This is a genomic window from Candidatus Woesearchaeota archaeon, from assembly GCA_021735165.1.
In the GTDB taxonomy this organism is placed as follows: domain Archaea; phylum Nanobdellota; class Nanobdellia; order Woesearchaeales; family 21-14-0-10-32-9; genus JAIPET01.
Genome location: JAIPHP010000005.1, coordinates 1 through 11,621 on the forward strand (window position 1 = coordinate 1; position 11,621 = coordinate 11,621).

Genomic DNA, 11,621 nt, shown 5'->3' on the forward strand with positions numbered 1-11,621 from the left:
ATTTGATTTGAAAAAACATTTCGTTATTAATTCTCCCACCCAAAAAATCAATTTTTACTCTGCGAAATTTTTTCACTTCGTGAAAAATCGTTGCACTATTTCTTGTCCTCATTTCATTCGGATACCTTAACAGCGATTAAACTCAATCGAATTTTCACTTTATGTTCTTTTAGAAAAAGAACCAAAAAAAGAGTTGGGGGCTAGTCTTCCAGACATATACACTCACTACGCTCGAAAATTATCATTCAAGTTGAAGTGTAAGAAAACTTTATATACAATATGCTTTAAATAAAATATATAATGAAAAACAATCTATCAATTATTACAACATATAGTATAGGTCATTTCTATGTTGATTTTATTTGTTCGTTTGTTTTATCATTAATAATATTTCAAAATACAAATAATGTTACATCAATTGCAAGTTTGGTCGTAATATATAATATAATTGCTTTTGGAACACAACCTTTTTTTGGATTCCTTATTGACCATTATAAAAAACCAAAAATAGGGGCAATTTCTGGATTATTAGTTTCAACTATTGGATTGGTTTTCTTTTTTAATCCTATTATCACTACAATTCTATTAGGAATCGGAAATGCAATTTATCATGTAGGTGGCGGAGTTGTTGCGCTAAATTTAGAACCTTCAAAAGCAAAATATCCTGGAATCTATGTAGCACCTGGTGCTTTAGGTTTATTTCTTGGAGGGTTATTAGGTTATTTTCAAATTCAATCATGGATATTTTTAGCTATTGGAATAATCCTAAGTATAGCACTCATTACATTAATCTACAAAATACCTCTTCCAAAAACACCCAAATTCAAAGAGAAAAAGATTAACCTAATTAGTATTGTTTTATTGCTCCTTTTAGTTTCAGTTTGTATGCGTGCATTAATAGGTTATTCTCTAAATTTAGAATGGAAATCTTTATTCATTTTAGGTCTAATATTAACTACTGCAATAGCTTCTGGTAAATTTTTTGGAGGTTTTTTAGCAGATAAATATGGGTTCATGAAAGTAGGTATGGTTGGTTTAATTGTAGCAGCACCATTATTAGTCTTTTTTCAATCTATACCAATAATTGTGTTTATTGGAGCTTTTTGTTTTAACCTAGTTATGCCAATCACATTAACAGCGCTTGCAGAAGCAATTCCAAATTACAAAGGTTTCGCATTTGGACTAACAACATTATCATTAGTTATAGGATATTTATTATTCCTAAGTTTAAAGAATTATTTAGTTATTGGACAAATATTTACAGCAATAGTGATATTTATAAACATAGGAAGTCTATATTTAGGATTGAAAAAATATGAGGAGATGAAAACATGAAAAATTACAAAATAGGAATGGGATTAATTTTAGGAATTATGGCTACAACGCCTTTTGTTGCAGCAGACATTAAAGCAGGTCCAGAAATATACATCATACCAATTGTAGGTTTAGCATTAATTGGTGGATTTATAGTTGGAGCAGTATTTTTAATAAGATGGATTATTAGAAAAATTAAGAATAAACAATGAATTCATTCATTTTAATATTTCAATCCATTATTATTCCGTTAATACTAACAATAGGAATTGAATTAGGTATCTGGAAAGTCATTCAATTGACATTTAAAAAATATAATTTTCATTATTTCTGGCTTTCTGTTATTGCAATAAACATAGCAACAAATCCAGCATTTAATGTAATTTCTTCAATTTTAGATCCTACAAGAACATTATTTATATTAGAAATGATTTTAGAAATATTAATAATATTTATTGAAGCAACCATACTATACATAATTTACAAAAAAGAATTTAGCAAATTTCTTATCCTTTCAAGTATAATAAATTTATTTTCTTATGGTTTAGGATTACTACTCTTTACACCATTATGGATTTAGTATGATTACAAGTTTTCTTACACTTTATTCTTGTTCTTTATGGTACTTCGTACTTGATAGAACGCCCCCAACTCTTTAGTCCTTCGGACAATTACACTCGCTACGCTCGAAATTATATAAGTGAAAATTCGACTTCTTCGGATTTCTTTGAAATCCTCGACCCACGCTGCGCTCTCACTTCGTTCGGGGGAGTTTAACAAGGATTATAATCAATTCGAGAGCCCGAGCTAAATATCTTCTTCAGAATTAGAATTATTCAGAATAAAAGTTTTGATGTCTCCACCGCAAAATTTTTGAACTAATTCACTCAATTCCTCAATTATTTTTTCTACATCTTCTCTCGAAGTTGGCGGAAGTCCTTCAACAACTAAAGCGACATTTTTTGTTTCTTCCGTCATTTTTGACTTGTCGCATTCTCTCCAATTCCATCTTCTACATAGGACTTCCTTATCATCAACATAAACAACTTCTCCTTCTTTAGGATTCTTTGTTTCTTCGGAATTGAGCTCAGTAAAAGGTTCATCTCCTTGAGCAAATTTCAATGTGATATTTCCATCGATTTTGTCGGTGTCATCTCCGCCAACAGGAATTATATTTTTTATTGAAATATAATTGTAGATATCTACAACTTTGTTAATGTGGCGGAGTTCTATTCCCTCCAAAATCATTCTGTATAAATTTTCCACAGAACACTTATATTTTTTTGGCTTGGCTCCAAATGAAGAATATGCTTTTCGCCAAGCATCTATTTTTGGGTTCTGTGATAATGTTTCTGTATTGAAATTTGCTTTTATTTCTTGAACCTTTTCCTTGATTAAATTAAGAATATCTTCATTGTTCCCTTTATTATCAATTCCTTTAGCTGTCACGATACCGATATTCAAATCTGGAAACTGTTCAAAAATTTTGCTATCAATTTTAAATTTCATGATAATATTAAGAGTTAATCAAAACTTTATAAATATTGCTGAAACGCTCGGGCTCTCGAACTCTGAATTTTTCCCTTCGGGAACGTTGCACTAAAATTCAGCCCTAACGGGGATTATAACAAGGATTATACGCAATTGAATATTTGCACAAAACTTTTATATTGTAACAATTTTACTAATTATATGATTGAAATCTCAAAATCTGTAATTCAAAAAGATGGAAAGTTTCTTCTTTTGAAAAGAGCTTCACATTCTAAAAGTTATCCTGACATGTGGTATTTTGCAGGAGGCAAACATGATCCTGGTGAAACTCCAACTCAAGCAGTCATCAGAGAGACAAAAGAAGAAACTTCATTTGATATAGAACCTGGAAATGAAATCAGAACGGAAGAATATCATGATGAAAAACATGACTTATTATTTCATTATTTTACTCCAAAAGTACTTTCTGGAGAATTAACTTTAAGTCCTGACCATTCTGATTTCAAATGGATATCTAAAGAAGAAATGAAAGATTTTGAATTACATCCGTCCGTAAAATTGTTCTTTGAATAAGTGCAAATATTCAACTGTGCCTTCGGCATTTTTTCTTGCAGAAAAAACGTATAACAGCGATTATACACAATTAAATTATCACTATTTTCTTTTTAGAAAAAAGAAACAAAAAAGGGAGTCCTAATAAAAAATGAGTAAATGTTATAAACTAATAAGTTGAAATATATTCTAAATGCAAGAAACTATTTCAAAATCAAAAACTGAGGAAAACTTTGATAGGTCATTAACTGCTTTAGGTTTGTCTATGGAGATGAAAACAAATCCTGAATTAATTGCTCAAATTTTACAAGAAATGAGACTTGATGAGTTTCAAACTAATTTTGAGCCAATGAACCTATTCTTTAGAAATGTACTTGATAAACCTCAAAGTTTAACTCCTATTTTTCAAAATATAGCTTCTTCTTTAGAACAAAAACACCCTGCAATTATTGAATTTGCAGATTTATGTTTGAAGAATAATTGGTTTAAAAAATCAGAACATGTAATATATTCAGTTAATGTCTTATACATTTTGGAAAAATTAACTTCTGCTATGTGTAATAATCATGATTTCTTTATGGAGATACATAACCATTACAGAACTCAAGAAAAAAAATTAGGTTTAGATACAATTCATCCAATTTCTACCTTTTTTAATGCACTAAAAATGTCTAGAGATTATTTTAAAATAGCTAAATCTTTTTCACTTGACCCATTGATGATATATTCCAAAATTTTGAGAGGTTTAGATAAATCTCGAATTTCAAAAAAGGAATTAAAAAATATGTTCAAAAACAAAGAACTTAACTATGTTGAATATAAATTACTTTCAAAAAATCATGAAAAACATGCAGCACATATTCTTGAATTAGTAGGAATTAATATTTATGAAGCAGGAATCACAGAATACAAAAATGGATTGAAAGTAAACTCTATTTCTGCACATGAACTCTCGGAAGATTTAGTAAGTATTTGTCCAAAAACAATTTTCAAAAATAAAAATATTTATCCTGAAAATAACAAATCTTCTTTTTATACTTCTGTTTTTGACAGCAATAATTTATTTCCAACTGTTGAAGTAAGTCAAGAATGGGCTAGTCTTTACACTTCATGGAATATGGCATTTATTTTAGGCGATTTGACAGATTTAGATATGATTTTCCCAAAACTTTTTTTACCTTCTTTATTAGATTCAAATCCTGAAGATTTTTTAGGAGTTAGATTTATTTCTTTATGGTTATCTATCAATCATGTGATTTATAGAAAGGATTCTAAAAAAGAAATAACTGGTCCATCTAATAAAAGAGAAATGTCTCAAGCATGGGGGGAAATTAATAAGAAATATGCTTTTAAAATTGCAAAAAAAGAACTTCATGAAGATTCAAAAGTTTTGATGAAACATTATAATAAATTTTTTTCACATCCTTTTTTTAATTTACTAAAGTTGATTGTAAAATTTTGATAGTTTATATTTTATTAGGACTCCCTAGTCCTTCGGACAATTTGTCTCGCCTTTGGCTCGGAATCTATTGGTGATAATTTAACTTCTCCGTTCCTCGACTTCGTCTGCGGTACTCGACCCCGCTGCGCTTTCCTCCTTTCAGTCGTCGGGAGACATAACAAGAATTATACGAAATTGCAAACCAGCCAAAAGAATTATAAAATCCGCCTCTTAACTAATTATTATGAAATACAATAAACTTATCAGAGATAAAATCCCTGAAATAATCAGAAGTAAGGGAGCAGTTCCAATTACACATATTGCATCTGATGAAGAATATCAGCAAAAATTAAAAGCTAAACTTCAAGAAGAAGTTGATGAATTTTTAGAAGATAATAATGAAGAAGAACTTGCCGATATTCTTGAAGTAATTTATGCATTATGTGATTTATATAATTTTAATAAAGATAAATTGGAACAGCTCCGAATTGATAAAGCTGAAAAACGAGGCGGATTTAAAGATAAAATAATTCTTGATGAAACAAAAGAGTAGGCTGGTTTGCAACTCAAGGGGACGCTGCGCTTTCGTTGCTATCGCTCCTCACCCTCGTATAACAGGGCTTATGTCTAATTCAGAATTCGGGCTAAAAGTGTTAAATATAGAAACCGAAAGATTTCACTTATTCATAGAACCAATTAAATATCCAATCCCGTATCCTACAGCAGTCGCTACTCCAGATTTCAAAGTATTTTTCCCTGTCTCTTTTACTACAACTTCATTAGAAAGTGATTCTTCAAGACTTGGAACATGCCTTTTTCCAAAATGTCTGGCTGTTAGCATAGCGATAGGAGTTATAGTTGTAGCAAAAGTAGTTGGAGCATAAGTTGCAATTTGCTCAGTTGTGCCAACATCTACTCCTTGAGCATTATTATACCCAACATAAGCTCCCGCAAGTAACGGAACAACTTCATAGGGTATTACTGCTTTATTATTTATTGATAAGATATTCAATTCCATGATTATAGCAATTAATTGGTTCCTTATAAATCTTTCGGTTTTTTTACTACTCTTAAGTTAATATTGAATGCGCCCGAATTCTGAACTCAAAATCCTTTGAATTTTGCCCCGCTGCGCTCTCCTCCTTTCAGTCGTCGGGAGACATAACAGGAATTATGTGCAATCGGGCTACGGCGGGCTTTTGAAAACCTTTATTAATCTCTTTCAATTCAATGCTTATTATGATAAGAGCAAGACTTCAATATTTTGTTAAAGATAGAAAATCGTTCGAGGATAAAGTATTGCCTTATGTTTTTGGTGGTGGAATATTCTATAAAGAAGTTGACGCAAAACCCACATTTGAACAAAATCAACTTTCTGTAGAAATTGAAACAAATACTCTTTCACAATTAGTGACTGTATCTACAGGAATGCTTCGATATAGTCCAAATTGTGTTTTGGAAAAAATAGATGTTCTCCATACGGATAAGATTGTCTCTAAAACCTCTGGAAAATTTAATATTGAACGCGCTTTGCTTGGTATTATTATTAAACCTTCATTATCATTCAAATCAACAATAGCAAAGCAGCTTATCGAAGCATCACAAAAAAAGAAAGTTGATTTTGTAAAAGATGATGATGCCAGCGAATACTCCAAAAAAGAAGCAGAAGAAATTTTAAAATTAGCGGGTAATGTTTCTTATCTTCAAAAAATCGTTGAGCCACAGAAAATAGTCAGTGATTTTTCTATGATTGTTCCTTGGGTTGATGGTTGGAAACTTCTTCAAGACATAAGTGAAAAATCTGTAACTGCCAGTCATTGCGCAGTTTTATCACCGCAAGTTTCATGGTATTCCCATATTATTTTTTCAAGACTTGCAGGTGCTTCTTTGGTTATTGTTCCAGATCCTGCTTTTGATGAAAAATTTAATCTGAAACTTGCTTTAGAAGCTGCATCAAAACAAATCAGCGGTGCTAATTCCACAAGATTAATTATTAGTGGTGGCATCAACCCAAGCAGAATAAAGAATTTATTGAAAGAAGCCGATAAGAAACATCACAAATATGTGGGTTTTGCTGTTGGTTCATGGGTGCTTTCTAACTCCAAAAACATAAGTGAAAATATTGAAGTCTTGAAGAAAGAGATAATGAAGTAACGCCCGCCTCCGCCCGACTTCTTCGCTCCTTTCAGTCACTCGACCACGCTGCGCTCTCCTCCTTTCACTCACCAGGACAAATAACAGCAATTATGTCTAATTTTATTTTAAGCCCTAAAAAAGCAAAATATTTATATATATGGTCACTTATATAGTTATTATGGCAACAACAATATCGGTAAGTCAAGAATTACTCTCCAAATTAAAAGAGAGAAAGATGTATGACAAAGAATCCTACGAAGAAGTGATATGGGATGCTTTAGAGGATTCCATGGAATTATCTGAAGAAACAAAAAAAAGAATCAAACTAGCTGAAGAAGATATAAAAGCAGGAAGAATTTATTCTCTTGAAGATGTTAAAAAGGAATTAGGAATATAAAATGCACTTAAAAATTGAAAATTTTTGGTGCACAAAAAATCACGAGGTGATTTTTTAGTGTTTGATATTTTTTTTACAGCCGAATCAAAGAAAGTTCTAAATAAGCTAAATAAAGAAGATTCTAAAAGAATTATTTCTACATTAGAAAGATGTAGAATCAGACCACATGCTCATGTTAAAAAATTAATTTCTTCCCCATATTTTAGATTACGAGTTGGAGACTATAGAGTAATTCTTGACATTAAAGCAGGTAAACTTTTAATTATTGTTGTTGAGATAGGACATAGAAAAAATATTTACAAATCATAAAACTCTTTGATTTTTAGGATGCAAAGAAAAATCTTATTTTTCTTGCACAAAAAATGCAAATCATTTTTCCGTGCCAAAAATATTTTATTTTTGAGCATAATGGGCCTAAAATAATGAAAATCGCTGCTCCGAGTCTGCTAAGAAACTAAAAGTTTCTTGCACACAGAAATCAAAAATGATTTCTTCGTGTATCTCCGCCCTAAATGCACAGAAACAAAGTTTCTAACACAACAAAAATGAACGAACATTTTTGTGCAGTTCGGAGTACGACAAAAGCAAAGCTTTTGTGTACAATAAATGCAAAGCATTTATTTGTATTAAACCCCCTTCGCTAGCGCGCAATAAAACTCTGCAGGTTTCGACTTCGCCGACCATTGCACTAACTCTTGGTCGAAACAAGTTTCGACAGACATAACAAGTGGTAGACGTAATTGCAAGACGGCACTAAAATACAAAAATAGTAAGAAGGCACTTCTAACCCCCAACCATCCGCCCCAACGCGGAAGAATCTGTTCTAATAATCTCCAGGCGGAATTCCTTTCCAAAAATCGGGATCTAAACGTTCAATTCCAAGTTTTTCATCCCTATACTTTGCTAATTTACCATTAATTTCTAAAGCTGTTTTGTAAGGAATATCAAATCTTACGCGTCCTTTTTCATCTTCAGATTCTCTCATTATCCCTTGCTGAAGTGAAGCGTATGGTCTTGTTTTTGGGATTACTTCTACCCAGACACCTAAATCGTTTGCATCTTCAGATAATTCTCTTTTGATTCCAGCAATATCTGTAAATGTTTTGTAACTTACTCCGTATCTGCCATCGTTGAATCCTTGATATACAGCTATTTTTCTAATCTCTTGTTCCAAATGATCGGCAGACCTTCCATACATTTCATAGGTAGTATTTTTTGGAATTTCGGTTTTGTCACATCCAACTACCCCTAAAGCTAAAGCCACTACCAAAGCAATTCCACTAAGTGTTTTTTTGATTGTCATACATCCGTTATATGCTGCGAGTATTTAAATCTTTCTATTGTTCACCACTTAGGAGAGACTACATAGAACCTGCCATCCAGAAGTACCCTCTCAAAAACATTAAAACGTTCCCTCTCACAACTCTGAAATTTTGCCTCGGCATCGTTGCACTAAATTTCAGCCCTACGGAGAATACAACAGTAATTATGTCTAATTCAGAATTCGGGCTTAAACGGATTTTGTATCAATCTTCCTCTGTAAACAGAATTTCCATTTACTCCTGCTCCGCAACCGCAAGTTTTTCTTCTATCTACAAAATCCTTTGGATCTAATCCATATTTAAGAACTTCATCTTGAAATTCTCTATCGCAACAATCCCTATTTTCAACTTTGCTTAAACCATATTTTTGAGCGTTTTCCTCAAGCCAACCATCGCCGCCAGTAAACATAATATATGCTTCTGAATCATGACCCTCGCAACTATTTGTTGTTCTATAACAATGTTTCCATAGTTGACCAACTAGCCCTCTTATTCCTTCATCTATTTCTAACCCATCCATAGTTGCGAGCATATTTCTTTTCATATACTATTATGTTTACTCGACCACATATAAAGTTTTCGTATTGTTACTACTAATTAGTTGCTAGTTTTTAAGATGGAGCCCGAATTCTGAACTCAAAATCCTTCAGATTTTACCCTGCTGTGCTCTCCTCCTTTCAGTCGTCAGGGGACTTAACAAGGATTAAATTCAATTCGGGGCTCACCCCCACAGAGGTTAAAACCAAAAATTCTAATGTTGTTAAATACAAAAAGAAATAAATCATATCCTAATAAAACGACATTGCGGCTCAATAGGCAGTAATTCTTATATACTAAATTTTAATAATATTTGTTAGTTCTTCTAGCCTATTCTTTATACTGAAGTCGTGAATACCACTTATTAATTCTTTAGCTTTCTCAACATGCTCATTATTCAAATCCTTTACATATACTGGAATTCCTGAATCCTTAATAATTTCAATAATCTCTTCTTTTCTTCTCGAATGATTTTCAGTTACAAATTTTCTGTAATTTTCTGGTAACCAAGTCAATGCTTCTTTTGTCATAAAAGCTCTGCTTTTTCCTTCTTCAATATCTTTTTGGAAATCTTCCCAATCATCTCTTATTTGAAAAGCTATCCCTAAATTAAATCCCAACTCTTCGGCAGCGACTGTTTGCTCCTCGTTTAACATAGCATAAGTTGCACCAAGTTCAGCAGAGTATTTAACAAAATTAGCAGTCGTCTTTCCAATCATATGCAAATAATCTTTTTCAGAAATCGGACCAATGCCTGTGTATATTAAATCGATAGATTGCCCAACATAGATATCGCCTAATAGGTTATTCCATCCTTTTATAATTTTGAATTTTTTATCATTAGACAACTTAGAATTTTCTACTGTTTCATAAAAATCAGTTGTAACAATAGAATAAAGTATTCTTGAATTTGTTGATCGTAAATCTAAATCATTATACTTTTCAGGATTATCTATTGCCTGATCTATTACTAGCGTTTCAAGTTCTAATCCTTGTAAAGCTTTCAAATTTTTCTCATGATTTATATCCGTCTTTATTTCTTTAGGTTCAAAAAAAGAGCAATACATTAAGCCCAATAATTGAACTGAACCTTCAAGTCTGTTTGAATAATTTTTTTCCTTCTTTATTTGGTCTTCAAATATTTCAGTCAATCCGTTTATCATCCCTAAATTCTTCCCTTTTTCTCGTAATTCAATAGGGTTATAACAAATCGAAAGTATTGATTTGCCATATTCTTTAAACACGTCAGGTAATTGTTCAAAATTATTTGAAGTATTAATCTGTTCTAAATCAAGAGATCCTAAAGTTCCTAATACGCCTAATACGCCCATTTATTATCACCTTAAATTTGATACAAAAAGGAAATCAACTTAATAATTTAATATTTTTATCGGAATATTCCTATATTATTTATTTCGATTTTCAAAAACTTTTTGTTCTGCTTTTGCCAAATGAAACTGATATGTAGAAATAGAAACTCCCATTAGTTTTGCTAACATTTCAAGTTTAATCTTTCTCGGATAACCAAAATACCCATTATCAATAGCCAAATCAAGAGCAACTTGTTGTTTATCAGTTAACTTTTTTAATGGCGAAATTATTCTTAACGTAGAAAATTTCTGTTTTTTAAGATGATGTAATTCAAATTCTACTGCAACCCATTTATGAGCTAAGCTAATCACATTTTCAAATTCTTTTCTATCAGGGCAACTTATTTCCCAGTGCTCATAACCTTTTTTGTCCACAAAAGTCGGTTTTGTATAAATAAACTTAGGATTATAAGCCAATTTAATTGCTTGAGCTCTTTCAGATTTTATAGGTTCAGAGTAAATGAAAATAAACATATTTCCATTAAATTCAAAATAATGAGTTTTTTTATCTTTACGAAGAGAAGTCATAAAGTTTTCAACTCCTTTTTTATCTCCCTGAACTAACCCAACACTTGTAACAAATATTCTCTTGTTTTCAACATAATTATTCAAAGCATAATAAAAAATTTCAACATCAAATTCAACTGTTCTCTTACAAAAAGGACCTTCTTTTTCTTTAACACTAGCTTTCAAATGCCACATATATAATAATAGGAATAATCCGATATTTATACTTTGCGATTGATTTTAAAAAAGGCGTAAATATTGTTGCCTACGAAGAATAAATCTAATAAAAAATAATTTATTAACATTAGAAAACAGTAGAAATAAATTTTAAAAACTAAGGTGCCCCAAAGGAGCACCACATCCGAGTTCCATTAATAAAGAATAAAAACGCCACGACCCGGATTTGAACCGGGAACTCCCGAAGGAACAAGCTCGCTGGTATTATTTTCTGTTAACCTAATATTAGGTTATTCCAGGCCTACGCTTCTTTTTCAAGAATTTGCGCAATACCAGATTATGCGATCGTGGCACCAATCTTTAAGAATATATTTTTC

15 protein-coding genes and 1 tRNA gene are annotated in these 11,621 nt (G+C 31.5%); 9 read left to right on the top strand and 7 right to left on the bottom strand.

Annotated features, from left to right (window positions below):
• Window positions 1-300: 300 nt before the first annotated feature.
• The 3 genes from K9L97_01720 to K9L97_01730 are packed head-to-tail and all read left to right on the top strand — an operon-like array spanning window position 301 to window position 1,894.
• On the top strand, window positions 301-1,335 hold the full coding sequence (locus tag K9L97_01720; protein MCF7871727.1) for an MFS transporter: 1,035 nt from the start codon (window positions 301-303) through the stop codon (window positions 1,333-1,335).
• Complete coding sequence (locus tag K9L97_01725) at window positions 1,332-1,526, top strand: hypothetical protein (GenBank protein MCF7871728.1); 195 nt, start codon at window positions 1,332-1,334, stop codon at window positions 1,524-1,526. The genes K9L97_01720 and K9L97_01725 overlap by 4 nt, the downstream gene beginning before the upstream one ends.
• Entirely contained in the window at window positions 1,523-1,894 is a 372-nt protein-coding gene (locus K9L97_01730) for a hypothetical protein (protein ID MCF7871729.1), read from the top strand. The genes K9L97_01725 and K9L97_01730 overlap by 4 nt, the downstream gene beginning before the upstream one ends.
• Before the next feature lie 227 nt (window positions 1,895-2,121).
• Here K9L97_01730 and K9L97_01735 read toward each other — a convergent pair whose 3' ends face one another.
• On the bottom strand, window positions 2,122-2,823 hold the full coding sequence (locus K9L97_01735) for a hypothetical protein (GenBank protein MCF7871730.1): 702 nt from the start codon (window positions 2,821-2,823) through the stop codon (window positions 2,122-2,124).
• A gap of 183 nt (window positions 2,824-3,006) precedes the next feature.
• On the opposite strand from K9L97_01735, the gene K9L97_01740 reads away from it, so the two are divergent.
• From K9L97_01740 to K9L97_01750, 3 genes are all read left to right on the top strand, one after another.
• On the top strand, window positions 3,007-3,378 hold the full coding sequence (locus tag K9L97_01740; protein ID MCF7871731.1) for an NUDIX domain-containing protein: 372 nt from the start codon (window positions 3,007-3,009) through the stop codon (window positions 3,376-3,378).
• A 172-nt stretch (window positions 3,379-3,550) separates the two neighbouring features.
• On the top strand, window positions 3,551-4,819 hold the full coding sequence (locus K9L97_01745) for a hypothetical protein (protein MCF7871732.1): 1,269 nt from the start codon (window positions 3,551-3,553) through the stop codon (window positions 4,817-4,819).
• Window positions 4,820-5,042: 223 nt separating this feature from the next.
• Window positions 5,043-5,351 (top strand): nucleoside triphosphate pyrophosphohydrolase, encoded by a 309-nt coding sequence (locus K9L97_01750; protein ID MCF7871733.1) that lies wholly within the window; start codon window positions 5,043-5,045, stop codon window positions 5,349-5,351.
• Between the two features lie 123 nt (window positions 5,352-5,474).
• Here K9L97_01750 and K9L97_01755 read toward each other — a convergent pair whose 3' ends face one another.
• Window positions 5,475-5,816, bottom strand: coding sequence for a hypothetical protein (locus K9L97_01755; protein ID MCF7871734.1), 342 nt, complete (start codon window positions 5,814-5,816; stop codon window positions 5,475-5,477).
• Between the two features lie 221 nt (window positions 5,817-6,037).
• Between K9L97_01755 and K9L97_01760 the strand changes: the two genes are divergently transcribed.
• The 3 genes from K9L97_01760 (at window position 6,038) to K9L97_01770 (ending at window position 7,640) form a co-directional block, all read left to right on the top strand.
• Window positions 6,038-6,952, top strand: coding sequence for a hypothetical protein (locus K9L97_01760; protein ID MCF7871735.1), 915 nt, complete (start codon window positions 6,038-6,040; stop codon window positions 6,950-6,952).
• Window positions 6,953-7,112: 160 nt separating this feature from the next.
• Window positions 7,113-7,331 carry a hypothetical protein gene (locus K9L97_01765; protein MCF7871736.1) on the top strand — a complete coding sequence of 73 codons (219 nt, stop codon included), beginning with the start codon at window positions 7,113-7,115 and terminating at the stop codon, window positions 7,329-7,331.
• 27 nt (window positions 7,332-7,358) lie between these two features.
• Window positions 7,359-7,640, top strand: a complete 282-nt coding sequence (locus K9L97_01770) for a type II toxin-antitoxin system RelE/ParE family toxin (GenBank protein ID MCF7871737.1) — start codon at window positions 7,359-7,361, stop codon at window positions 7,638-7,640.
• Between the two features lie 514 nt (window positions 7,641-8,154).
• Here K9L97_01770 and K9L97_01775 read toward each other — a convergent pair.
• The 5 genes from K9L97_01775 to K9L97_01795 all read right to left on the bottom strand — a co-directional run bounded on the left by K9L97_01775 (window position 8,155) and on the right by K9L97_01795 (window position 11,596).
• Window positions 8,155-8,634, bottom strand: a complete 480-nt coding sequence (locus K9L97_01775; protein MCF7871738.1) for a hypothetical protein — start codon at window positions 8,632-8,634, stop codon at window positions 8,155-8,157.
• Between the two features lie 194 nt (window positions 8,635-8,828).
• A complete protein-coding gene (locus K9L97_01780; protein ID MCF7871739.1) occupies window positions 8,829-9,197 on the bottom strand; it encodes a hypothetical protein in 369 nt (122 codons plus the stop codon).
• Between the two features lie 289 nt (window positions 9,198-9,486).
• Window positions 9,487-10,521 (bottom strand): polyprenyl synthetase family protein, encoded by a 1,035-nt coding sequence (locus tag K9L97_01785; GenBank protein ID MCF7871740.1) that lies wholly within the window; start codon window positions 10,519-10,521, stop codon window positions 9,487-9,489.
• A 75-nt stretch (window positions 10,522-10,596) separates the two neighbouring features.
• Complete coding sequence (locus K9L97_01790; protein MCF7871741.1) at window positions 10,597-11,262, bottom strand: helix-turn-helix domain-containing protein; 666 nt, start codon at window positions 11,260-11,262, stop codon at window positions 10,597-10,599.
• 193 nt (window positions 11,263-11,455) lie between these two features.
• A tRNA-Ser gene (locus K9L97_01795) sits at window positions 11,456-11,596 on the bottom strand.
• Window positions 11,597-11,621 lie beyond the last annotated feature (25 nt).

Coding starts and splice junctions, on each gene's coding strand:
- K9L97_01760 (MCF7871735.1), top strand. CDS start 6,038: ATGATAAGAGCAAGACTTCAATATTTTGTTAAAGATAGAAAATCGTTC.
- K9L97_01765 (MCF7871736.1), top strand. CDS start 7,113: ATGGCAACAACAATATCGGTAAGTCAAGAATTACTCTCCAAATTAAAA.
- K9L97_01740 (MCF7871731.1), top strand. CDS start 3,007: ATGATTGAAATCTCAAAATCTGTAATTCAAAAAGATGGAAAGTTTCTT.
- K9L97_01725 (MCF7871728.1), top strand. CDS start 1,332: ATGAAAAATTACAAAATAGGAATGGGATTAATTTTAGGAATTATGGCT.
- K9L97_01745 (MCF7871732.1), top strand. CDS start 3,551: ATGCAAGAAACTATTTCAAAATCAAAAACTGAGGAAAACTTTGATAGG.
- K9L97_01720 (MCF7871727.1), top strand. CDS start 301: ATGAAAAACAATCTATCAATTATTACAACATATAGTATAGGTCATTTC.
- K9L97_01730 (MCF7871729.1), top strand. CDS start 1,523: ATGAATTCATTCATTTTAATATTTCAATCCATTATTATTCCGTTAATA.
- K9L97_01750 (MCF7871733.1), top strand. CDS start 5,043: ATGAAATACAATAAACTTATCAGAGATAAAATCCCTGAAATAATCAGA.
- K9L97_01785 (MCF7871740.1), bottom strand. CDS start 10,521: ATGGGCGTATTAGGCGTATTAGGAACTTTAGGATCTCTTGATTTAGAA.
- K9L97_01775 (MCF7871738.1), bottom strand. CDS start 8,634: ATGACAATCAAAAAAACACTTAGTGGAATTGCTTTGGTAGTGGCTTTA.
- K9L97_01735 (MCF7871730.1), bottom strand. CDS start 2,823: ATGAAATTTAAAATTGATAGCAAAATTTTTGAACAGTTTCCAGATTTG.
- K9L97_01755 (MCF7871734.1), bottom strand. CDS start 5,816: ATGGAATTGAATATCTTATCAATAAATAATAAAGCAGTAATACCCTAT.
- K9L97_01780 (MCF7871739.1), bottom strand. CDS start 9,197: ATGAAAAGAAATATGCTCGCAACTATGGATGGGTTAGAAATAGATGAA.
- K9L97_01790 (MCF7871741.1), bottom strand. CDS start 11,262: ATGTGGCATTTGAAAGCTAGTGTTAAAGAAAAAGAAGGTCCTTTTTGT.